21 protein-coding genes are annotated in these 22,020 nt (G+C 70.2%); 18 read left to right on the top strand and 3 right to left on the bottom strand.

Translation table 11 applies throughout. The features are described 5' to 3' along the window. Positions 1 to 19: 19 nt before the first annotated feature. A complete protein-coding gene (locus tag ACFWCK_RS12180; RefSeq protein WP_233311173.1) occupies positions 20 to 1,180 on the bottom strand; it encodes a CdaR family transcriptional regulator in 1,161 nt (386 codons plus the stop codon). Between the two features lie 143 nt (positions 1,181 to 1,323). Between ACFWCK_RS12180 and ACFWCK_RS12175 the strand changes: the two genes are divergently transcribed. Beyond that, positions 1,324 to 2,934 (top strand): thiamine pyrophosphate-binding protein, encoded by a 1,611-nt coding sequence (locus tag ACFWCK_RS12175; protein ID WP_378806063.1) that lies wholly within the window; start codon positions 1,324 to 1,326, stop codon positions 2,932 to 2,934. 101 nt (positions 2,935 to 3,035) lie between these two features. Here the strand turns inward: ACFWCK_RS12175 and ACFWCK_RS12170 are convergent, their stop codons facing one another. Next, positions 3,036 to 4,238, bottom strand: a complete 1,203-nt coding sequence (locus ACFWCK_RS12170; RefSeq protein WP_378806061.1) for a M20 family metallopeptidase — start codon at positions 4,236 to 4,238, stop codon at positions 3,036 to 3,038. Positions 4,239 to 4,395: 157 nt separating this feature from the next. Here ACFWCK_RS12170 and ACFWCK_RS12165 point away from each other — a divergent pair, with 157 nt between their 5' ends. The 11 genes from ACFWCK_RS12165 (at position 4,396) to ACFWCK_RS12115 (ending at position 14,520) form a co-directional block, all read left to right on the top strand. Next, a complete protein-coding gene (locus ACFWCK_RS12165; RefSeq protein ID WP_378806060.1) occupies positions 4,396 to 5,076 on the top strand; it encodes a FadR/GntR family transcriptional regulator in 681 nt (226 codons plus the stop codon). A gap of 93 nt (positions 5,077 to 5,169) precedes the next feature. Beyond that, on the top strand, positions 5,170 to 6,219 hold the full coding sequence (locus ACFWCK_RS12160) for a pyridoxal phosphate-dependent aminotransferase (protein ID WP_378806058.1): 1,050 nt from the start codon (positions 5,170 to 5,172) through the stop codon (positions 6,217 to 6,219). A 238-nt stretch (positions 6,220 to 6,457) separates the two neighbouring features. Continuing rightward, the gene (locus ACFWCK_RS12155; RefSeq protein WP_378806057.1) at positions 6,458 to 8,233 is read left to right on the top strand and encodes an ABC transporter permease; all 1,776 of its coding nucleotides are present in this window, start codon (positions 6,458 to 6,460) and stop codon (positions 8,231 to 8,233) included. 20 nt (positions 8,234 to 8,253) lie between these two features. After that, on the top strand, positions 8,254 to 9,372 hold the full coding sequence (locus ACFWCK_RS12150) for an ABC transporter substrate-binding protein (protein WP_233311167.1): 1,119 nt from the start codon (positions 8,254 to 8,256) through the stop codon (positions 9,370 to 9,372). A gap of 44 nt (positions 9,373 to 9,416) precedes the next feature. Beyond that, complete coding sequence (locus ACFWCK_RS12145; RefSeq protein ID WP_378806055.1) at positions 9,417 to 10,589, top strand: ABC transporter ATP-binding protein; 1,173 nt, start codon at positions 9,417 to 9,419, stop codon at positions 10,587 to 10,589. 26 nt (positions 10,590 to 10,615) lie between these two features. Continuing rightward, entirely contained in the window at positions 10,616 to 11,881 is a 1,266-nt protein-coding gene (locus tag ACFWCK_RS12140; RefSeq protein ID WP_233311165.1) for an amidohydrolase family protein, read from the top strand. Between the two features lies 1 nt (position 11,882). Then, complete coding sequence (locus ACFWCK_RS12135; RefSeq protein WP_378806053.1) at positions 11,883 to 12,197, top strand: hypothetical protein; 315 nt, start codon at positions 11,883 to 11,885, stop codon at positions 12,195 to 12,197. Next, positions 12,194 to 12,583, top strand: coding sequence for a Rieske (2Fe-2S) protein (locus ACFWCK_RS12130; protein ID WP_378806052.1), 390 nt, complete (start codon positions 12,194 to 12,196; stop codon positions 12,581 to 12,583). Before ACFWCK_RS12135 ends, ACFWCK_RS12130 begins: the two co-directional genes overlap by 4 nt. Before the next feature lie 102 nt (positions 12,584 to 12,685). After that, the gene (locus ACFWCK_RS12125; protein WP_378806050.1) at positions 12,686 to 13,189 is read left to right on the top strand and encodes an amino-acid N-acetyltransferase; all 504 of its coding nucleotides are present in this window, start codon (positions 12,686 to 12,688) and stop codon (positions 13,187 to 13,189) included. 9 nt (positions 13,190 to 13,198) lie between these two features. After that, positions 13,199 to 13,879: a hypothetical protein gene (locus tag ACFWCK_RS12120; protein ID WP_378806049.1), complete on the top strand. Its 681-nt coding sequence runs from the start codon at positions 13,199 to 13,201 to the stop codon at positions 13,877 to 13,879. A 230-nt stretch (positions 13,880 to 14,109) separates the two neighbouring features. After that, on the top strand, positions 14,110 to 14,520 hold the full coding sequence (locus ACFWCK_RS12115) for a dehydrogenase (RefSeq protein ID WP_233311160.1): 411 nt from the start codon (positions 14,110 to 14,112) through the stop codon (positions 14,518 to 14,520). Positions 14,521 to 14,547: 27 nt separating this feature from the next. Here the strand turns inward: ACFWCK_RS12115 and radA are convergent, their stop codons facing one another. Then, entirely contained in the window at positions 14,548 to 15,915 is a 1,368-nt protein-coding gene (gene radA / locus ACFWCK_RS12110) for a DNA repair protein RadA (protein WP_378806048.1), read from the bottom strand. Between the two features lie 312 nt (positions 15,916 to 16,227). Between radA and glp the strand changes: the two genes are divergently transcribed. From glp to cydB, 6 genes are all read left to right on the top strand, one after another. After that, entirely contained in the window at positions 16,228 to 17,484 is a 1,257-nt protein-coding gene (glp, locus tag ACFWCK_RS12105) for a gephyrin-like molybdotransferase Glp (RefSeq protein WP_378806047.1), read from the top strand. Between the two features lie 5 nt (positions 17,485 to 17,489). Further along, positions 17,490 to 18,155: a molybdenum cofactor guanylyltransferase gene (locus ACFWCK_RS12100; RefSeq protein ID WP_378806046.1), complete on the top strand. Its 666-nt coding sequence runs from the start codon at positions 17,490 to 17,492 to the stop codon at positions 18,153 to 18,155. Then, complete coding sequence (locus tag ACFWCK_RS12095) at positions 18,152 to 18,433, top strand: DUF6457 domain-containing protein (protein WP_378806045.1); 282 nt, start codon at positions 18,152 to 18,154, stop codon at positions 18,431 to 18,433. Before ACFWCK_RS12100 ends, ACFWCK_RS12095 begins: the two co-directional genes overlap by 4 nt. Before the next feature lie 134 nt (positions 18,434 to 18,567). Beyond that, positions 18,568 to 19,299, top strand: a complete 732-nt coding sequence (locus ACFWCK_RS12090; RefSeq protein ID WP_378806043.1) for a helix-turn-helix transcriptional regulator — start codon at positions 18,568 to 18,570, stop codon at positions 19,297 to 19,299. Then, entirely contained in the window at positions 19,286 to 20,698 is a 1,413-nt protein-coding gene (locus ACFWCK_RS12085; RefSeq protein WP_378806041.1) for a cytochrome ubiquinol oxidase subunit I, read from the top strand. The genes ACFWCK_RS12090 and ACFWCK_RS12085 overlap by 14 nt, the downstream gene beginning before the upstream one ends. 14 nt (positions 20,699 to 20,712) lie before the next feature. After that, positions 20,713 to 21,738 (top strand): cytochrome d ubiquinol oxidase subunit II, encoded by a 1,026-nt coding sequence (cydB, locus tag ACFWCK_RS12080; RefSeq protein WP_378806040.1) that lies wholly within the window; start codon positions 20,713 to 20,715, stop codon positions 21,736 to 21,738. Positions 21,739 to 22,020: the final 282 nt, after the last annotated feature.

Genomic DNA, 22,020 nt, shown 5'->3' with positions numbered 1-22,020 from the left:
TCCGATCGCTGTCTGCGTGTCAGCGCAGGCCGGCGAGCGTCGCGACGCGCAGCGCGGTGTGCAGCTCGCGGCGCACGCCTCCGTCGGCGAGGTCGACGTCGGCGATCGCGCGGATCCGGTCGAGCCGGTAGTAGAGGGTGCTCCGGTGCACGTGGAGCTCCTGCGCCGTGCGCTGCGCATCGCAGCCGCAGTCCAGATAGGCCTCGAGCGTGTGCGCGAGGTCGGGGCCGGACTGCGCGTCGAGCAGGCGCTGCACCGCCTCGGGGAGATCGGTGAGTGCGAGCTCCGCGAGTGGCAGCTGCAGGAGCACACGGTCGAGGCCCAGGTCGGCCCAGTGCGCGACGCTGCCTCGTGCTTCGTCGACGACCGCGGCGCGCTGGGCGATGCGCGCCTCCCGGAGCGACCGCACGGCCGAGGCGAGCGGGGCGTGCGCGCCCCCGATTCCGGCGCGCAGTGCGGAGAACGCGGGCTGCGCGAGCAGGGCGGTGAGGCGATCGGCGTCGATCTCGTAGGGCACGGCGAGGACGGCCTCGCCGTCGATCACCGCCCCGACCGCCTTGAGGGTCGGGAACACCGGGATGCTCGCGACGGCACGGTCCAGCAGGAGGCGCAGGGTGGCTGCGCTCGCCACGGCGCCAGGTGCCACCGCGAGCGAGATCGCGGTGTAGTGCGGGGCGGGGGAGAGCAGGCCGCTCGTGAGCAGCTCGTCCGCGGCGCGTGCCCGCTGTTCCGCCGCCCCGCCGAACAGAGCGGAGAGCAGTCGCAGCGCCCTGTCCTCGTCCTGCCTGTTGCCGAGCGCCATCGCGGCGAGCACCACGCCCAACTGCTCACGGCCGGTGCGCAGCACCTCGTCATCGGCGACGGGCTCGTACCCTTCCGGGACTGTCGACGACACGTAGCCGACAAGGTGCCCGTCGTGCCGGATCGGTGCGACGAGTCGCGTCTGCCCGCCCTCGATCGCCGGGATCAGCACCGGGCCGTCCGCCTGCCCGACCCGGAACTCCTTGATCGACTCCCGTGCGCGGGATGAGCCGCGGTGGGCCAGGATGATCGCCAGTCGTGCATGGTCGACGTCGCCGTCGTGCACGCTGAACGCGGTGACGGCGAACTCCGCGTCGAACACGATAATCGGCCGTCCGAGCCGGTCCGCATAGGCCTGCACCTGTGCTTCGAGCGTCATCGCCCGCCTCCCTTTCCGCTGCTCTCCGGGATCTGCCGGACGCGGTTGCGAGCCTCCGAGGAAGCCGCCGACAGATGGTCGCGTTGCAGAGATCCGGGAAATAGATCTATATTCATTATATTCATTTCTTGAGAGGCGATGCGATGGCAAAGATGACAGGCGGCGACGCGCTCACCCTGGCCCTGCTCAGCGAGGGCGTCGAGACGGTCTTCGGAATCCCCGGCGTGCAGCTGGACGGACTCACCGACGGGATGTACCGCAAGCAGGACGAGATCGATCTGCTCGTCCCGCGGCACGAGCAGAGCACGACGTACATGGCGGACGGCTACCACAGGGCATCCGGGAAGCCGGGCGTCGCGATGGTGGTGCCCGGGCCCGGCGTGCTCAACGCCGGAGCGGGCATGGCGACGGCGTACGCGTGCTCCTCGCAGGTGATGCTGCTGGCCGGAACGATCCCCTCGCGTCTCGTCGGCGGCGGGCTCGGTGCGCTGCATGAGATCCCGCGTCAGACCGAGACGGTCGGGGGGCTCACGAAATGGGCGGTGCGGCCCACCCGGGCCGAGGAGATCCCCGAGCTGGTGCACGAGGGCTTCCGCCAGATGCGCACCGGACGTCCGCGCCCGGTCGCCCTCGAGCTGGGGCCGGATCTGCTGCACGCCGAGATCGACGTCGAGGTCGGCGACCCGTTCGCGGTGGAGGCGCCGGTCGCGCCCGCCGAGGACGTGACGGCGCTCCTGCGCCTGCTCGCCGAGAGCGAGCGCCCGGTCCTGCACGTCGGCGGCGGTGTGCGCGGGACGCGCGCGTTCGCGCTCATCGCGGCTCTCGCCGAGAAGTTGGACGCCCCGGTCGTCATGAGCGAGAACGGCCGCGGGGTGATCGACGCGCGCGATCCGCATGCCCTCCCCGCCTTCGCCCTCTGGGAGCTGCGCGCGACGGCCGACCTCGTGATCTCGTTCGGCAGCCGCTTCCTCACCCCGTTCGGGCAGCAGCTGAACGTCGGCGACGCGCGGATCGCGCTCGTCAACGTCGAGGCCGCGGATCTCGGATCCCCGCGACGGCCCGACCTCGCCATCCAGGCCGACGCGACCGCGGTGCTCGAGGCGCTCGTCGCCGAGGCCCCGGCGCGGGAGGGATGGGGGGACGAGCTGCGTCGCCTGCGCGCCGAGTGCGAGGAGCGGATCCGCGAGCGCGTGGCACCGCAGATGGCCTTCGTCGACGCGATCCGCGCCGCGCTGCCTGAGGACGGCGTGTACGTGAACGAGCTCACCCAGATCGGTTACGTCTCCACCTACGGCTTCCCCGTGCAGGCGCCGCACTCGTACGTGTGGCCCGGATACCAGGGCACGCTCGGCTATGCGATGCCGACCGCGCTCGGCGCGGCAGTGGGCTCGGGTGGCCGCCCGGTCGTCGCCGTCACCGGCGACGGCGGGATCGGCTGGTCGCTGCAGGAGTTCGCGACCGCCAAGCGGTACGGGATCCCGCTGGTGACCGTGCTGTTCGAGGACGGACGGTTCGGCAACGTGTGGCGCATCCAGCGCGACACCTACGGCGGGCGCTTCATCGGCTCCGACCTCGTCAACCCCGATTTCGCGCTGCTCGCGCAGGCGTTCGGGATCGACTTCGTGGACGTCGAGGACGCCGACGGCGTCCGCACCGCGATCGAGGCCGCGATCGCGGCCCGGCGTCCGGCGATCGTCCGGGTGCGGGTGGACGTGTTCCCCTCGCCCTGGTCGCTCATCCACGAGAAGCACTGATCCGCCCGGGGGCGGCGACGGCCGGTGGCGGAACGATCCCGCCCGGCCGTCGCGGCCCCCGATTCCGCGGTCCGTGGCGCCCCGCAGCGATCCGGCGGCGCTCATCGGGGGCCGACGTGCGCGAGTGCGAGCGCGGCGAGCGCTGCGGCCTGATCCGCGAGGACGCCGTCGTCGAAAAGCGCACGGGGGGAGTGGTTCATCTCCGCCTCGTCGGGATCGATGTCCTCCGGTGTGGCACCGAGGAAGAGGAACGCTCCGGGAACCTCGGCCAGGACCGCGGAGAAGTCCTCGGAGGCCATCGACGGCTCGGCGGCCGGGACCGCTCGTTCCGTGCCGAGCAGCCCGCCGATCGTCGCGAGCGCCCGCTCGGCGCACGTCTCATCGTTGACGGTGACCGGGTAGACGGTGCGGAAGGAGATCCTGGCGCGGCAGCCGTGCGCAGCCGCGATACCGTGCGCGAGATCCGGCAGTTCCCTCTCCAGCACCTCGCGGCTGCGGTCCGAGAGGATGCGGACCGTCGCTCCCAGTGAGGCCGTGTCGGGGATCGCGTTGATGATCTCGCTGCCCGCGAGCTTCGTGACCGAGAGGACGATCGGATCGAAGGTCGGGAAGCGGCGGGTCGCGAACGCGTGCAGGGCCAGGACGATCTGCGCGACCGCCGGCACCGGATCGATCGCCTGCTGCGGGCGGGACCCGTGTCCGCCGCGGCCCTCGACCACGATCTCGAGCGCGCAGGCGCCCGCCATGATCGTCCCGCCGCGGGTCGAGAACACGCCGGCAGGCCCGGGCAGGACGTGCGCGCCGTACGCCGCCTCGACGCGGGGGCCCGCGGCGTCGAGCACGCCTTCGCGGATCATCCGGAGGGCTCCGCCTCCGGCCTCCTCGCCGGGCTCGAACATGAGCACGACCGAGCCGGCCATCCGCTCCCGCCGCGCCGCCAGCAGCCGGGCCGCGCCGACGAGGCCGGCGGTGTGCAGGTCGTGCCCGCACGCGTGCATCAACCCGTCGACATCTGACGCGTAGGGGAGCCCGGTGCGCTCCTGCACTCGCAGAGCGTCCATGTCGGCGCGCAGCAGCACGGCGGGACCAGGCCGGGCGCCCCGCACGACGGCCGTGATCGAGGAGAACTCCTCCGGCCCTGTCTGCATCTCCAGGCCGAGACCGTCGAGCGCGTCGCGTACGGCGCGCTGGGTGCGGGGAAGCGCGAATCCCGCCTCGGGGTGCGCGTGCAGCGCGCGGCGCAGGCGCACCAGCTCGGGCTGGAGGGATCTGGCGTCTGCGCGCAGCGCGGCGGGATCCGTCATGGGGGCTCCTTCGTCCCGAGTCGACGATCCGTGGTCGCCGATGGCCATTGGATATGATGAATATATCCAATAGAGGGTGCGCCGAGGCGGGTCACCTCATACTCTGTACTCACGCGTGGCCGGCTCGGGGTCACCGCAGGGATCACCGGGGGAAGTCATGACGCAGATCACCAACGCCGCCGTCGCCGTGCAGGTGGCGAAGTCGCTCGAGGACGAGATCGTCTCCGGCGGCTGGAAGGCCGGGCACTTCATCGGGAGGCGGCAGGAGCTCGCGACCCGGTTCGGGGTGGCGCCCGCGACCCTCGGCGAGGCGATCCAGTTGCTGCGCTCGCGCGGCGTGGTGGACGCGAAGCCCGGCCCCGGCGGCGGCATCTTCGTCGCGTCGCGCTCGCCCTTCATGCAGCTCAGCGACCAGCTGCTGCAGCTGCGCGAGGGCAAGGCGACCGCGAGCGACTGCCTCCGCGTGCTGGACGCGCTGGACGGTCTGGTGCTGCACGATGCGATCGAGCATGCGAGCGACGACGACGTCGCCGAGATCGCGACGTTGGCCGAGCGGCTCCAGGCCGTGTGGGGCACCGAGGCGGGGCCGTCGGCGATCTGGGCGCTGCACGCGCGGATCGCCCTGATCACGCCGAACGAACTGCTGCGCAGCCTCTACACGAACCTCGTCGACTACATCATCGCGGAGCAGCTCGAAGGCGCCACGGCGCCCAGTACTCCCGAGCGGCTGCGTACGCACCTGGACTTCGCGGCGGCTGTCGCTCAGCGCGATCACGACCTTGCGCGGTCCGCGGCCGAGCGGCACCGGCATTCCTCGGTCGCGACACTGCTCTCCTGAGGGTTCGAGGGGCGGAGCGGGTTGACAGGGCGGCGCGTCTTCAATAATGTTCATATTCATTATTAACAATTGACTTCCGCCCGAGGAGGACGCATGTCGCTCGAGTTCCGAAGCGTCGTCGATGAGATGCTGCAGACCCCGAACCGTCCCGCCGGCGCGACACCGCCGCCCATCCGGCTCTCGCAGAACGAGATGCCCTGGACGCCGTCGGCGCCGATCGTCGCGGCCATGACCGTGGCGGTCGAGACGTCGCACCGCTACCCCGACTATCACCGCGCCGCGGCCCGCGCCGCGATCGGCGGGGCTCTCGGTGTCGCCGCCGACCGGGTCGCGGTGGACAACGGCTCCGGGTCTCTGCTGCACGGTCTCGCGCGGCTCGTCTGCGAGCCCGGCGTGCACGGCGTCTACCCCGCACCGTCCTTCGAGGCGTACAAGGCCGCTCTGGCGCTCGCCGGGGCCGAGACCACGGCGGTCGGTCTCGCCGACGACGGCGCGATGGACCTGGACGCGATGGCTGCGGCGATCCGTCCCGAGACACGCATCGTGTACCTCTGCAACCCCAACAACCCCACCGGCGGCCTGATCCCGGTCGAGGGCCTGCGTGCGTTCCTCGGGCAGGTGCCGGAGAACGTGATCGTCGTGCTCGACGAGGCGTACCGCGAGTTCGTCACCGACGAGCCCGTCGAGGCCACGCTGCCGCTGCTCGACGAGTTCGAGAACCTCGTGATCCTGCGCACGCTCTCGAAGTCGCACGGCCTCGCGGGCATCAGGGCCGGATACGCGGCGGCCTCGGAGCGGATCGCGGAGGCGCTGCGGCGCACTTCGGTCGGCTTCGCGCTGAACGGGATCGCCGAGGCCGCGCTCATCGCGGCCTTCAGTCCCGAGGGGATCGCGATCGCCGACGAGCGCATCGCGATCATCGTCGCGGAGCGGGCGCGCATCGTGCGGGCTCTCGACGGTGCGGGAGTCTCCGTGCTCCCGAGCCAGTCCAACTTCCTCTTCCTCCCCGGCGATGCCGGCGCCCTCGTGGCGCGCTTCGCAGAGCAGGGCGTCCTCGCCCGGCCGTTCCCGAACGCCGGCGGTGCGCGCGTCACGGTCGGCCTCCCCGCGGAGAACGACGCCGTCCTCGCGGCCCTCCTCTGACCCCCTGATCGATCCCCGGCGCGTCGCGATCGCGCGCCGGGGCTCGCCGACGGACACGATCGCGCCACCGGCGGCCCGGGTTCCGACACCGTGTCGGACCGCCCGGGAAGGACTTCGGAGCCGGGCCCGATGAGGCTCGCGCAGCGGCTTCCTACGCTGACAACACGACAGACGGAGCGGTCTGATCCCGGGTGACCGGAGGTCTCGGATCCGCTCTCGCGAACGGAAGAAGAGGGCAGTGACGGCAAGCGACTTCGAACGCGACCGGCGAGCATCGATCCGGCGCTCGCTGACCGGCGGGTTCGGGTGGACGGTGTTCCTCGCCGCCCTGACGCTCGTGTTCGTCTACCCGGTCTCGATGATCGCGATCGGCGCGTTCCGCGACGGACTTCCGTCCGACGACCTGCCCTTCACGATCGGCGGGCTGCTCGCGGCGTTCCAGGATCCCGAGACGTGGAAGACCATGGGCAACTCGCTGCTGCTCGTGGTCGTGTGCGGCACGATCTCCGTCGCCGGCGGAGGGCTCTTCGCGTGGATCGCGGCGAACACCAACGTCCCCGGTCGCCGCCTGCTGACGCCGCTCATGGCTGTCAACCTGTTCGTGCCGCCGCTGTTCCACACGCTCGGGTGGATCATGCTGGGCAACCCGCAGAACGGCCTGCTGAACCAGTTCGGCCGCATGCTCGGCATGCACGGGCCGCTCATCAACATCCAGAGCTGGGGTGGCCTGTTCCTGCTGATGTCGCTCGGCTACATGCCGTTCGCATACCTGCTCATGCTCGGCGCCTTCAAGAATCGCGACCAGTCGCTCGACGAGGCGGCCGCCATCAGCGGCGCGGGTGCCGTGCGGACCTTCTTCACCATCACGATCCCCTCGGTCGGGCCCGCGATCACCGGGGCCGCGATCCTCATCGCGGTGCTCGTGTTCCAGTCCTTCGACAGCCCGCAGCTGATCGGACGGCAGGCCAACATCTTCGTGTTCTCGACCCAGATCTTCCACTACGTCCGCGATCAGGCGCCGGCGGAGTACACGAAGGCCTTCGCGCTCTCGCTCGTGCTCATCGTGCTCGTGCTGCTGCTCTTCCTCGCGCAGCGCTGGATCCTCCGCGGGCGCAGCTTCACGACCCTCACCGGCAAGACCTCGCGCCGGGAGCCTCAGGAGCTCGGCCCCGTGCGCTGGGTGCTCTCGGCCCTCATCGTCGTCTTCCTGCTGCTGAACCTGATCCTGCCGCTGTTCGCGATGATCCTCGGCAGCCTGCAGCCGATCTTCGGCGTCATGAGCACCGGGCTCACCTTCGACAACTACGTGCAGATGCTCACGGACCCCGAGTTCAGCTCGAGTCTGGGGCTCACGGCCTGGCTCGCCGTGATCGGCGGCTTCGGCTCGATCGCGGTCGCTCTGCTCACCACCTACGTCACGGCGCGCCGCACGGGCTTCATCCGCTCGTACACGTCGTTCTCGGTGTGGATCCCGTGGGCGCTGCCGGGCATCGTCCTCGCGCTGGCGTACATGTTTGCAGTGCTCTACGTGCCCGCCTTCCGCAGCCTCTACGGCACCGCGTTCCTCATGACGCTCGTGCTCATCGTCGCCACGATCCCCGTCTCCAGCCGGATCGCCGAGGGGGCGCTCGCCCAGCTCTCGCCGGAGCTCGAAGAGGCCGGGCGCACGTCCGGCGCCGGATCCTGGCGCGTGCTGCTCACGATCGTGCTCCGACTCGTCGTCCCCAGCTTCCTGTCGGGATGGTTCCTCTCCGCGCTCTTCATCGCAGGCAACCTGTCGGTGCCGATGCTGCTCGCCCCGCCGGGACTGCAGCCGGTCTCGCTGACCGCGTTCCAGCAGTTCCTGCAGGGCAACATGTCGCAGGGCGCCGCGCTGTTCATGATCATCCTCGTCGCGGCCATGGGCGTGCTCGCGCTCGCCGCGGGGTCCATGAAACTCGCCGCGGTCCTCCGCGCCCGCGCCGGCCGCTCGGGCCACGCCCCCTCAGTCCCCCTCACCCGGATCACCCCCTGACACACCCGAGAGGAAGAATGATGACGTTCTCCCGCACCACCCTCCGCCTCGCCACGGCCACCCTGGCCATCGGCGCACTCGCCGCCCTGACCGCGTGCTCCTCCGGCACGGCCGCGGCCAAGCCCGACACTCCGATCGAGGTCCCCGGCACCAGTGCCGCGGGCAACAAGCACATGAACGACCTGTACGGCAAGGCCGTCGCCGACGGGAAGACGGACATCGTGGTCTACGGGCCCAGCGTCTCCTCCCAGAAGGCGCTGTTCAAGGCGTTCACGGACCGCTTCCCCGGCATCAAGGTCGTCCAGCAGGACCAGCCGGACGCGCAGAGCATCACCAAGATCGAGACCGAGGCGCAGAGCGGCAACCGTATCGCCGACATCTACGACGGCGGGGAGTCGCCGCAGGTCGCCGCGAAGGCAGATCTGTGCACCAAGGCCGACGTGCAGACGGCTCCGGACGGCTTCGAGATCCCGACGAACTTCGACGGCCGCCTCACCTACTACGCGATGCGCTACTTCGTGTTCGTCTACAACACCGACATGGTGAAGGAGAACGAGGCCCCGAAGAACTGGAAGGACCTGCTCGACCCGAAGTGGAAGGGCAAGATCACGGTCGGCGACCCGACCGTCCCCGGCGGCATCCGTTACATCCTCACCTCGCTCATGGTGCCGGAGAGCGCCGACAAGTGGGGCAAGCCCTACGTCGAATCGCTCGCCAAGCAGGACGTGCAGTTCGCCCAGTCCGAGCCCAACGTCCCCGCGGACGTGGCCAGCGGCCGGTTCCCGATCGGCATCGCGGTCTACCAGGGCTTCTACGAGGATGTGAAGGCCAAGGGTGGCCCGGTCGCCGCGGTCTTCCCGCTCGACGACGGCGGCAACTTCATGTCCCGCACCGGCATGTGCATCGTGAACAAGGCCCCGCACGCGGACGCCGCGCAGCTCTACATCAACTGGCTGTACTCGCCCGAAGGGCAGAAGGCGCTCGCCGAGAAGAACAAGTCGTACGGCTGGACGCCCGATGCACCCGGCCCGCAGGGCGCGCCGGCGCTGAGCAAGCTCGGACGCCTGCCGTTCTCCAACCCCGACCCGAACTTCAACCAGCCCTACTTCGACTTCATCAACGCGCAGTTCAAGAAGTAGCCGTTTCGAACCCGACGTCCCCCAGCGAGAGAGCACTGATCGGCATGACTGAGGTCCAGGTATCCGGACTGACCAAGCGCTACGGCGGCAAGACCGCCCTGCACGGATTGGATCTGACGATCGGATCCGGCGAGTTCGTCACCCTGCTCGGCCCCTCGGGCTGTGGCAAGACGACGACGCTGCGGTGCCTGGCCGGTCTCGAGCGCCCCACGGGCGGTCGGATCAGCATGGGCGATCGCATCGTCGTGGACACCGACCGGCGCACGTTCGTGCCGGCCGACAAGCGGCAGGTGGGCATGGTCTTCCAGAGCTATGCGCTCTGGCCGCACATGAGCGTGGCGGAGAACGTCGCCTACCCGCTCAAGGTCGCGAAGGTGGGGGCGGCCGAGCGCCGCACCCGCGTCGCCGACATGCTCTCCGCGGTGGGACTCGCGGACTTCGAGAAGCGTCCGGTCACCGCCCTGTCGGGCGGCCAGCAGCAGCGGGTGGCTCTCGCCCGCGCGCTGGCCGCCCGGCCGGGCATCATCTTCTACGACGAGCCGCTCTCCAACCTCGACTCCAAGCTGCGCTATCAGATGGGGCAGCAGGTGCGCTCGCTGCACAACCAGTTCGAGACGACGTCGGTCTACGTCACGCACGATCAGGAGGAGGCGATCACGCTCTCCGACCGGATCATCGTGATGAGCGAGGGTGCGATCGTGCAGGACGGCACACCGAGCGAACTGTACGACCGCCCCAACTCGGCGTATGTCGCCGACTTCATGGGCTTCCAGAACATCCTCCCCGGCACGATCCGCGCGGTGCGCGACGGCATCGCCGACGTCGAGGTCGACGGCACGTCGCTCGTCGTCGCCGGAGTCGTGACCGGCGAGGCCGCGCCGGGGGAGCGGGCCGATGTCGCCTTCCGCGCGGCGCACGCCCGGATCATGCCGGTCGACGACCTCGCGCCCGGCGCCGGACGGTTCCGCGCGGCCGTCGAGCGCAGCACCTACCTCGGCAGCGCCGTCAACCTCCTCGTCCGCGCGGACGGCCTGCCGCTGCGGGTACGGGTCGACACGGGCGAGATGGCCGCAGACGCCGTGCCCCGCCCCGGCGACGCGTACGGCTTCGCGATCAACCCCGCCCGCGCGGTCGTGATCCCGCACCGCGTATCCGCCGCGCCGTCCGAGGACGACTACCTGACCACGATGACCGATGCGATCGTCGCCGCGCACTGAGCGATCGACGCCCGAGAGGAACGCCCATGAGTGACCTGCCCACACCCCGCTCCGACGCGCCGCGGATCCGCGAGCTCGCCGAGATCGGCGGCCGCTCCGACACCCGCGACGTGCTCGCCCACGCGACGAAGCAGGCGCGAGACGACTACGACGATTACTTCATCGTCGACATCGACGCCCACGTCTCCGAAGACCACTTCTGGGGCGAGGTGCTCGACCTCATCGACAACGATGTGTGGCGGGACCTCGGCCTGAGCCAGTTCCACGGATTCGGCGGCAACAACGCGCTGCTGAACATCCAGCCGGGCATGTCGCACCAGAGCGTGGGCGGCCGCATCGGCCACCAGGGCCGCAAGGAGCCGGTGGAGGGTACGGAGGGGCACCCGTTCGTGACGGCGGCACGTCGCGGCATGGACGCCATGGGCCTCGACTATCAGGTGGTGTTCCCGAGCGCGATGCTGATGCTCGGGATGCACCCGCAGGACGAGGTCGAGGTCGTGCTCGGTCGCGCGTTCAACCGCTGGCTGACCGAGGTGATCCTGCCGCCGAATCCGCGTCTCAAGGGCATGCTCTACCTGCCGTACAACACCCCCGAGGTGTGCGAGGAGCTCGTCGAGACCTATGCGGACGATCCGGGCATCATCGGTTACACGGTGTGCTCGACCCGCAACAATCCGGTGCACTCCGACGTCTACACGCGCCTCTACAAGCTCATCGAGGACAGCGGCAAGCCGCTCGCCTTCCACTCCGGCTATCACTGGGGGGATCCGTCGTTCTCGCAGCTGAACCGGTTCCTCTCGATGCATGCGCTCTCGTTCACGCATTACAACCAGATCCATGTCACCAACTGGATCATCAACGCCATGCCGGAGCGTTTCCCGAAGCTGAAGATGGTGTGGGTCGAGAGCGGACTGGCCTGGATCCCGTTCCTCATGCAGCGGCTCGACCACGAGGTGCTCATGCGCCCCAGTGAGGCTCCGGGTCTCAAGCGCCTGCCGAGCGAGTACATGAAGGAGATGTGGTACACGACCCAGCCGATGGAACGGACCAACATGGAGCTGCTCGAGGCGACCATGAAGTCGTTCAACGCGGAGACCCAGTTGCTCTACTCGTCCGACTGGCCGCACTGGGACTGGGATGCACCGTCTACGATCACGCGCCTGCCCTTCCTCTCCGAACAGGCCAAGCGCAACATCCTCGGGCTGAACGCCGCACGAGTGTTCAACCTCCCCACCGACCGACAGAAGCCCTCCGCGGAGCGCGTGCTCCAGGAACGACCCGGGATCTCCTGACATGACTGACAACAACACCACCACCGCCCCCGAGACCGCCGAGCTGTCGACGGTCATCGCCCGCCTCGGCGAGCTCGTGCAGCACGTCGCCGCCGAGGAGCGCGGCGCCGAGGTCTCCGACGAGCAGATCGCCGATGTGCTCTACGCCGCCGCGCGGCTCTTCTCCGCCAAGACCGATCGGGTCGGCAAGATCGCGTGGCCGATCCGCGAGGACGCGCTCAACGCGACCGAGACCGTCGTGCTCGTCACGGCGTTGCTGGACGCCGCAGACGTGAACCTCTTCGACATGGCCATCTGGTACCGGAGGGCCGAATGAGCGCGCAGGTCGTGCGTCGGGACGTCGTGGTCGCGAGCCTCGCCGACCTGCAGGAGCGCGAGCGGATCGTCGTCGATGTCGACGGCACCGAGTTGGGTCTGTACTTCCACGCCGGAGAGGTGCGCGCCTGGTACAACGTGTGTCCGCATCAGGGCGGGCCGGTCTGTCAGGGCAAGATCATGCCGCGCACCGTGCAGCTCGTACAGGGCGAGGACGGACTCAAGAGCGGCGGACCGGGTTTCCACCCCACGGACCGGAACATCGTGTGCCCCTGGCACGGCTTCGAGTTCGACATCCTGACCGGCAAGCACCCGGCGGATCGCCGCGTCGGGCTCCGCCCTGTCCCCGTGCGAGTGGATGCGGATGACGTCATCGTCACCGTCTGAATGTGCAGGCCGGGCTTCAGGCCCCGTCGCCCCGTTCCCTGTGAGCGGGCGACGGGGCCGCGTCGCCCCCGGAGGGCGGAGGCGCGGTCGTAGGCTGGAGGGATGAGCGAGTATCTCGTCCGGCCCGCGCGGGCCGCCGACGTCCAGGGCATCTACGCACTGCTGGAGCCGCTCGTGGAGCGAAGGATCCTGCTCGGCAAGGACATCGCGGTGCTGTACGGCGCGGTGCAGGAGTTCGTGGTCGCCGAGGCCGACGGCCGCCTCATCGGCTGCGGAGCGCTGCACGTGATGTGGGAGGACCTCGGCGAGGTGCGCACCCTGCTCGTCGAAGAGGGATGGAAGCACCACGGCGTCGGGCGGGCGATCGTGGAGCGCCTCGAGGAGCACGCGGTCGGACTCGGCCTCAGTCGCCTGTTCTGCCTGACCTTCGAGGTGCCGTTCTTCCAGCGCCGCGGATTCGCGCCGATCGGCGAGCAGGTCGTCGATCCCGACGTCTACACCCAGCTGCTGCGCAGCGGTGACGAGGGCGTGGCCGAGTTCCTCGACCTCGCGCACGTGAAGCCGAACACGCTCGGCAACACGCGCATGCTCAAGCACCTTGTCTAACCTGGAAGCATGAGCCCTCGCCAGTCCGCCGCCGTCTATCGTCGCCGGCGGATCGTGGTCCTCGGCATCATCATCGTGTTGCTCGCGCTGCTGATCGGGCTCGTGTGGTCGCTCGTGGCGCGCGGCGGCACGGGGCCGGATCCGACGCCATCCGCCACGCGGTCGTCCACGCCCTCGCCGACGACCTCCACCCCGCCCGCGTCGCCGGATCCGAGCGCGGACGCGAGCCCGGACCCGTCCGCCACGACGCCCTCGCCGACCAGCACCGCCGATGCGGGGCCGGTGCCGTGCACGGCGGCCGAGGTGCAGGTGACGGCCGTCACCGACCACGACTCCTACTCCGCCGACCAGAATCCGCAGCTGTCGATCTCGCTGACCAACAGCAGCACCAAGGACTGCACCATGAACGTCGGCACCACCACGCAGGCGTTCACCATCACCAGCGGCAACGACACGTGGTGGCGTTCCACGGACTGCCAGCAGACGCCGAGCGACGCGATCCAGACCATCAAGGCCGGCGCGACGATCACCAGCTCCACCCCTGTCACGTGGGACCGCACGCGCTCCAGCGTGGACACCTGCGCGGCGACGGACCGGCAGCGCGCCCCCGGCGGCGGGGCCGCCTACCGGCTGACGGTATCGATCGGGGGGTTCCAGAGCACGAACCCGATGCAGTTCCTGCTCAACTGAAACTGGGCGGAAAGTGGGAATTTGTCGCCTAGGAGCATCCTTTGGGATACCATAGAGATCAAGTCTTCGAGATCTTGGCGGGTGCCATCCCCAGTGGCTTCGACAATCTCAAGCGTCCCCAGCGCATCGTCGTCCGTCGTCGAGGACTTTGAGGGCCTCTTCAATCATCTGTCCCCAAGCGATGAGCGAAGAGGTCCTCCTCTTTGTGCGGGAACTTCTAAGCTGGAACGATGGCCGTGAAGAAGTCGAAGAAGAGGGCACCCGCCGCGGCGGATTTCCGCTCCGAAGCTCTCGCGCAGGCGCTCGAGAAGCAGGACATGGCCGCGGTCGCGCTCGCGCTGCGCAACGGCAACACGGTCGTGCCTCTCATCCGGCCCGGTGCGAGGGACAACCCTCGTGACAGCGGAGAGGTGTGGACCTATCGGGATCCGTCCACGGGTGACGTCGCGCTGCTTCTGTTCAGCGACGCGAAGCACAAGCCCGCGAACCTCCCGCCCGGCGTGGGCATCTACTCGCCGGTGTGGCTGCGTTCTTTCCTCACGACCCATCGCGACGTGATCACCACGGTGTTCCTCGATATCGCCGGTCCGCACCCCATGCAGGCGCCGCCCGAGGAACTGCTGCGCGCCCTGGAGGCGTGACCGTCTATCAGGACGTGTGAACGTCCGTCAGAAGGCGGGGATCTCGTCGTCGAGACGACGCGGCGCCCGGTGCGCCTTGACGTCGCCGAGCGCCCCGCGCAGTGTCGCCGAGCGATCGTCGATCACGTGCGCATAGCCGAGCCGGGTCGCCTCCGAGCGGCGCTGCGCCGCCTGGGTGACCGGGCGCACCTCGCCGGCCAGGCTCAGTTCGCCGACCGCGGCGAGCGTGCGCGGCACGGCGTTCTCCGTGAGGGACCCTGCCACCGCGATCGCGATCGCCAGATCGGCGGCGGGCTCGACGAAGCGCACGCCGCCGACCGTCGATACGTACACGTCCTTGTCGCTGGTCCTGATGCCGGCCCGGCGCTCGAGCACCGCCAGCACCATCGCCACACGCGACGAATCGAGTCCGTTCACCACGCGACGAGGGTTCGGCGCCTGGGTCGGGATCGTGAGCGCCTGCACCTCGACCGGCATCGCACGTCGGCCCTCCAGCGCGATCGCGACACAGGTGCCCGGCTCGGGGCGCCCGCGGGAGAGGAACAGGCTCGACGGATCCGGCACTTCGGCGATCCCGGATCCGGTCATCTCGAAGCAGCCGACCTCGTCGGTCGGCCCGAACCGGTTCTTCAGCGCCCGCACGAACCGCAGCGACGTCTGCCGGTCGCCCTCGAAGTGGCAGACGACGTCGACGAGGTGCTCGAGCACACGGGGACCGGCGACCGATCCGTCCTTCGTGACGTGCCCGACGATCACGATCGGGAGGTCTCGCTCCTTCGCCACCCGGATGAGCGCCGACGCCACCTCGCGCACCTGGGCGGGCTGACCCGCGGCCCCGTCGGACAGGGCGGAGGCGACGGTCTGCACCGAGTCGACGATGACGAGCTCGGGGGAGACCTCGTCGATGTGACCGAGGATCGTGCCGAGGTCGGTCTCGGCCGCCAGGTAGAGCTCGTCATGCAGCGCGCCGGTGCGCTCGGCGCGCAGGCGCACCTGTGCGGTGGACTCCTCGCCGCTCGCGTAGAGCACCCGCCGGCCGGCGCGGGCGGCCGCGGCGGCCACCTCGAGCAGCAGCGTGGACTTGCCGACCCCGGGTTCACCACTCAGCAGGATCGCCGCCCCGGGCACGATGCCGCCGCCGAGCACGCGGTCGAACTCGGCGACCCCGCTCGAGCGTGGCGGCGACTCCTGCGACGTGAGCGACGTGATGGGGCGCGCCCGCCGGCCCGCCACGGGGGCCGTGGCCTCGACCCGGCGCACGATGCCGGTCTGCGTTGCTTGCTCGGTCACCGTGCCCCACTGCTGGCATTCGCCGCACCGACCCACCCACTTCGCGGTCGTCCATCCGCACTCGGTGCAGACGTACGCGGGTGCGGTGGGTTTCCTGGTGGCCATGCAGCAAGGCTAGCCGGGGGTGCGGACAGCCGGGGCTGAGGAGAGGGAGGGGCGGCGTAGGGCAGGGGGCGACGAGGGATGCCGACATCCCGAAGCCGCTTCGGTGGTCTCGTATGGCCCGTAGCGGGGCGTGGAAGGGGCGCTTGGCGACCAGCGAGCGGAAGGTGGGCCAGGTGGCTTCGTGTGGCACTTTCGTTCGGTGGTCTCGTATGGCCCGTTGCGGGGCGCGGAAGGGGCGCTTGGCGACCAGCGAGCGGAAGGTGGGTCGTCGTGCACCGGTACCCTCGGGAGCATGGACGCGAGGAGCAGGCGATGAGTCACGGTTCTCCCCCCGGCGGCAGCCACGGCAGCACGTTCCGCACGGTCGAGGAGCAGCAGGAACGGGTGCTCACTGCCGTGCGTCCCCGCGCTGCCGAGACGATCCCCATCGACCGGGCGGGCGGGTCGACGCTCGCGGTCGACGCCGTCGCGGTGAACCCGGTGCCGGTGTTCGACAACTCCGCGATGGATGGCTTCGCGGTGCGTTTCGCCGATGTCGCGGGCGCCTCGGAGGGCGCACCGGTGACCCTGCAGGTGACGGCGGATCTGCCCGCCGGAAGCCCGGAGGATCCGCCCCTCGCCCCGGGCTGCGCCGTGCGGATCATGACCGGATCCGCGCTGCCCACCGAGGCTGACACGATCGTGCCCTTCGAGGACACCGCCGGCGGGCTCGCAGATTCGCTGCGGACCGCCGTCGTGCAGCACGCCCCGCGCGCAGCGGGCGCGCACGTGCGCCGAGCCGGGAGCGACGCCGCGGCCGGAGCGGTCGTGCTGCCCGCCGGCGCGCTGCTCGGTCCGCGGCAGCTGTCCGCGCTCGCCTCGGTCGGCATCGCCGAGGTGCAGGTCGCGCCGCGCCCGCGCGTGGCCGTGGTGTCGACCGGATCCGAGCTGGTCGCGCCCGGTGCTCCGCTGCGTCGCGGGCAGATCCCCGAGTCCAACGGCGTGCTTCTGGCCGGGCTCGCGGCCGAGGCCGGTGCCGAGATCGTGCTGCGCGAGGTGGTCGGCGACGACGGCGACGGTCCCGCCGAGGCGGCCGCCCGGGCCGCTGCGCTCGGCGCGGACGTCGTCATCTTCTCCGGAGGGGTGAGCGCCGGAGCGTACGAGGCCGTGCGACTGAGCATGGGCGAGGCGATGGAGTTCGTGGCTGTGGCGATGCAGCCGGGCAAGCCGCAGGCGTTCGGAGTGACCGCGGAGGGCATGCTGCTGTTCGGGCTGCCGGGCAACCCCGTCAGTGCGGCGGTGTCGTTCGAGACGTTCGTGCGCCCGGCGCTGCTGCGACTGCAGGGCCGCGCCGAGGTCCTCCGTCCGGTGCGGCGCATCCCGGCCGGTGCGGCCTGGCGCACGCCACCGGACCGCCGGCAGTACCTGCCCGCAGTGATCGTGGACGGAACGGTCCTGCCCGCGACGCGCGGGGGATCCGGCTCGCATCTCACGGTCGGGCTCGCCGGGGCGAGGGCCTACGCCGTGGTGCCGGCCGACGTGTCGGAGGTGGAGATCGGCGATCTCGTCGACGTGCTGGAGCTGGACTGAGCCTCATGCCGGCACCCGATTCCGCGTCGACGCCGATCGGCGCGGTCGTGCTCGTGGGTGGTCGCGCCCGGCGGATGGGCGGCGCGGCCAAGCATCTGCTCGAGCTCGGCGCCTCCACGCCGTGGGATCGCACGCTCTACGCGCTCGCGACGCACGGGGTGTCCCCGGTCGTCGCGGTCGGTCCGGCGCCCGCTGACAGGGGAGCGCGAGCGGGCGCAGCACCCGGGCGCGCCGTGACCTGGGTGCGCGAGGATCCGCCGTTCGGAGGCCCGGTCGCGGCGCTCGCCGCGGCCCTGTCCCGCCCCGAGCTCGACGACGCGGAGGAGTTCCTGCTCCTGGCCGGAGATCTCGCTCACCCCGAGGCCGTCATCGCGCGCCTGGCCGAGAGGGAGCCGACCCGTCTCGATGGCTCGCCCGACGCCCTCGTGTTCCGGGCAGGCGGCCACCCCCAATGGCTCGCCGGACGCTACAGCGCCGCCGCGGTGCGCGCGGCTCTGGCCGGGTTCGGCGAGGTCGACGGCGCCTCCTGCCGCGCCCTGCTCGGCGGTCTTCCGATCCGGTGGGTCGCGGACGAGGATGGGATCACGGCCGACATCGACACCCCGGACGACCTCGAACGCGCTCGCGCCGACGCCGCCGGATCCGCCGCACGATCAGAGGAGCCCCGATGACCCCGAACGACCGCACCCTGCCCCCGGAGGCGCTCGACGAGTGGGCGGCCGAGCTGCGCGAACGGTTCGGCCTCGCCGAGGACGACCTGCCGATCGCGCTGATCCTCGACCTCGCCCGTGACGTCGCGAACGGCGTCGCCCGCCCCGCTGCGCCGTTCAGCGCCTTCGTCGCCGGTCTCGTGGCGGGTCGTGCGGGGGGGAGCCCCGGCGATGTGCGCGCGGTGGTCGCCGCGATCTCCGAACTCGCCCTCGCTCACCGCTCCGCCCCGGAGGCTTGACGCGGAGAGTCCGACCCGGGACCCTCGGACGGATCCGTGATCCGCATGGTCGTGATCCGAACCTCCTATCGCGCGCAGCATTATTCACGGCCGAAGTCCCCGTCCGCGGCCGTGCGCGATGCGAGTATGGAGCCATGGCCAGCGCCGGGCCCGTCTGCGGGCCGATCTCCAGCTATTCGCGGGTGCGGATCCTGCATCTCGTGCAGGCGCGTCCGCGCCGCACGATCGGCGAGCTGTGCGAGGCCACCGCATTGCACCCGAACACCGTGCGCGAGCACCTGCAGCGGCTGATCGAGGGCGGGTACGTCGTGCCGACCACCGAGCACCGCACGACCCGTGGTCGCCCGCGCGTGCTGTACAGCGCCGCCACGGGCGCGCCCGAGGCATCGAGCCCGGTCGCCAAGCAGAAAGCCGACGACGCCGCCCGGCGCGGAGACCTGCTGCGCCGTGTGCTGCGGACGGACCCCTCCGGACTGGGCCGTCGCGCCACCTACCAGCTCGACGCGCTCGTCGAGCACCTCGAGGAGAGCGGCTTCGAGCCCGTCATCGACGAAGACCGGCTCACCGTCGAGCTCACCCCGTGCCCGCACGCCGCCGCGCGGCCGGAGCACCGCCCGGTGCTGTGCCAGGTGCATCTCGGCCTCATGCAGGGCGTGCTCGCCCAGGCCGGCGGCCCGCTCACGGCGCGCTGCGTGCGCTCGGCGGCGCGGCCGGAGGAGTGCACGGTCGAGCTGGATCGCACGGACGGCGCCGCCTCCGCGGTCGAGGAGCGCATCGGATCCGCGGGAGGATCCGGATCCCCACACGGAACAGGATCCCTCGCCGGATCCGCGAACGCAGGAGGCCTCGCGCATGGATTGGCTTGATCCGCTCGTCCTGTCCCGCTGGCAGTTCGGGCTGACGACCGTCTACCACTACTTGTTCGTGCCGCTCACGATCGGCATGGCCACCGTCACCGCGATCTTCCAGACCGCATGGGTGCGCACCGGCAAGATCGAGTACCTGCATCTGACGCGGTTCTTCTCGAAGATCTTCCTCATCAACTTCGCCATGGGCGTGGTGACCGGCATCGTGCAGGAGTTCCAGTTCGGCATGAACTGGTCGGACTACTCCCGCTTCGTCGGCGACGTGTTCGGCGCCCCGCTGGCGTTCGAGGGGCTGCTCGCGTTCTTCCTCGAGGCGACCTTCATCGGCCTGTGGATCTTCGGCTGGGACAAGCTGCCGAAGAAGGTGCACCTCGCCACCATCTGGGGCGTCGCGATCGGCACGATCCTCTCGGCGTACTTCATCATCGCCGCGAACGCGTTCATGCAGAACCCGGTCGGCTACACGTACAACGCGGCGACCAACCGCGCCGAGCTCACCGACTTCGTGGCGCTGCTGACCAACAAGGTCGCGCTCGCCGCGTTCCCGCACACGATCTTCGGCGCGTTCATGCTCGCGGCCGGCGTCGTGATCTCGGTCTCGGCCTGGCACCTCTCCCGTGGCCAGCACGTCGTGACGATGCGGAAGTCCCTGAAGTTCGGCTTGTGGGCGATCCTCGTCGCGACCGCCGGCGTCGTGCTCTCCGGCGACCAGCTGGGCCTCGCGATGTACTCCACGCAGCCGATGAAGATGGCGGCCGCCGAGGCGACGTTCAACACGGTGTGCGGCAAGGACGCGGCGTTCAGCCTGTTCACGCTCGGCACGCCGGACGGCAAGACCGACCTGTTCTCGATCCGCGTGCCGTATCTGCTGTCGCTGCTGTCCAACCACACCCTGGACGGCTGCGTGCACGGCATCAACGACCTGAACGCGGAGTACGCGCAGAAGTTCGCGTCCACGGGGCTCACCGAGTTCAACCCGGTGCTGTGGGTCACCTACTGGGCGTTCCGCTGGATGATCGGGCTGGGGATGGCCCACGCGCTGGTCGCGGTGGCCGGCCTCTGGTTCACCCGAAAGAACGCCAAGCGCGAGCCCGCGCAGTGGATGTGGAAGATCGCGATCTACTCCTTCCCGCTGTCCCTGGGCGCGAACATCGTCGGCTGGGTGTTCACGGAGATGGGCAGGCAGCCCTGGATCGTGTTCAGCCTGATGACGACGAAGAACGGGGTCTCGCCCGGAGTGAGCGGGGTCGAGGTGCTCATCTCGCTCATCTCCTTCACCGCCATCTATGCCGCCCTCGCGGTCGTCGAGGTCGGGCTCATCGTCCGCGCCGCCAAGAAGGGGCCCGACACCACCGAGAAGCACGACGAGGACGCCCCCGTCCCGTCGGTCGTGTACTGAGGAAGGACACGGACATGGATCTCGCAACGCTCTGGTTCTGGATCGTCGCCCTCTTCTTCGTGGGCTACTTCGTGCTCGACGGCTTCGACTTCGGCGTCGGGATGTCGCTGCCCTTTCTCGGCAAGGACGACGTCTCGCGGCGCCAGGTCATCAACACGATCGGCCCGGTCTGGGACCTCAACGAGACCTGGGTGATCGTGGCGGGCGCCTGCCTGTTCGCGTCGTTCCCCGAGTGGTACGCCTCGCTGTTCAGCGGCTTCTACCTGCCGCTGCTGGTGATCCTGCTCGCCCTCATCCTGCGCGGCGTCTCGTTCGAGTACCGGCACCAGCGGGACGATCCGCGCTGGAAGCGCCGCTTCGACACCATGATCGTGATCGGATCCGCCGTTCCCGCGCTGCTGTGGGGCGTCGCGTTCGGCAACATCGTGCAGGGCGTGGCGCTGGATGAGAAGCACGTCTTCCGCGGATCGGTGTTCGACCTGCTGAACCCGTACGGGCTGCTCGTGGGCGTCACCACGCTGCTGCTGTTCTTCCTGCACGGACTGTACTTCGTGGCGCTCAAGACCGACGGCGTCGTGCACGAGCGGGCCCGCCGCGTGGCGCGTCTCGCCGCGCTGCCGACGATCCTCGCGGCGGCCGGGACCGTGGCGTGGACGATCGTGATCGCCGCCGGACGACCGTCTCTGCTCTGGGCCGTGATCGCGCTCGGCGCCGTGGCCGCGGTGTTCCTCATCGTGTCGGTGGTCTTCTCGCTGCGCGGCCGCGACGGCTGGGCGTTCGCCGCCGGGGTCGTCACGATCCTCACGGCCGTGCTCATGCTGTTCTCCGCGCTGTTCCCGAACGTGCTGCCCTCCACGATCGACCCGGCGAACTCGCTCACGATCGAGAACGCGTCCAGCACGCCGTACACGCTGCAGATCATGAGCTGGACGGCCCTCGTGGCGATGCCGCTCGTGCTCGCCTACCAGGCGTGGACGTACTGGGTGTTCCGCAAGCGCGTGCGCCGGTCGACGATCGAGGCCGTTCCCGCGCACGCATGACCGGGTCGGATCGCCTTCCGGGCCGGCTGGCCTGCGACGGATGCACGACTCCGCCACGGATGCGCGACGGATTCGCGGATCCGGTCGTGCAGGCGTCGCGAGGTCGTGCAGGCGTCGCAGCTGCCAGCGGATGGCCGCGTGTGCGGGGTGTGCGGGGTGTGCGGGGTGTGCGGGGTGTGCGGGGTGTGCGGGGTGTGCGGGGTGTGCGGGGTGTGCGGGGTGTGCGGGGTGGACGGGGAGGGCGGCCAAGCAACGCGTGCACGATCCGGAGACGGAGGCACG

Origin of the sequence: Microbacterium sp. NPDC060117 (genome assembly GCF_042729315.1) — a bacterium.
In the GTDB taxonomy this organism is placed as follows: domain Bacteria; phylum Actinomycetota; class Actinomycetes; order Actinomycetales; family Microbacteriaceae; genus Microbacterium.
This window is presented reverse-complemented; position numbering and strand designations above follow the sequence as displayed.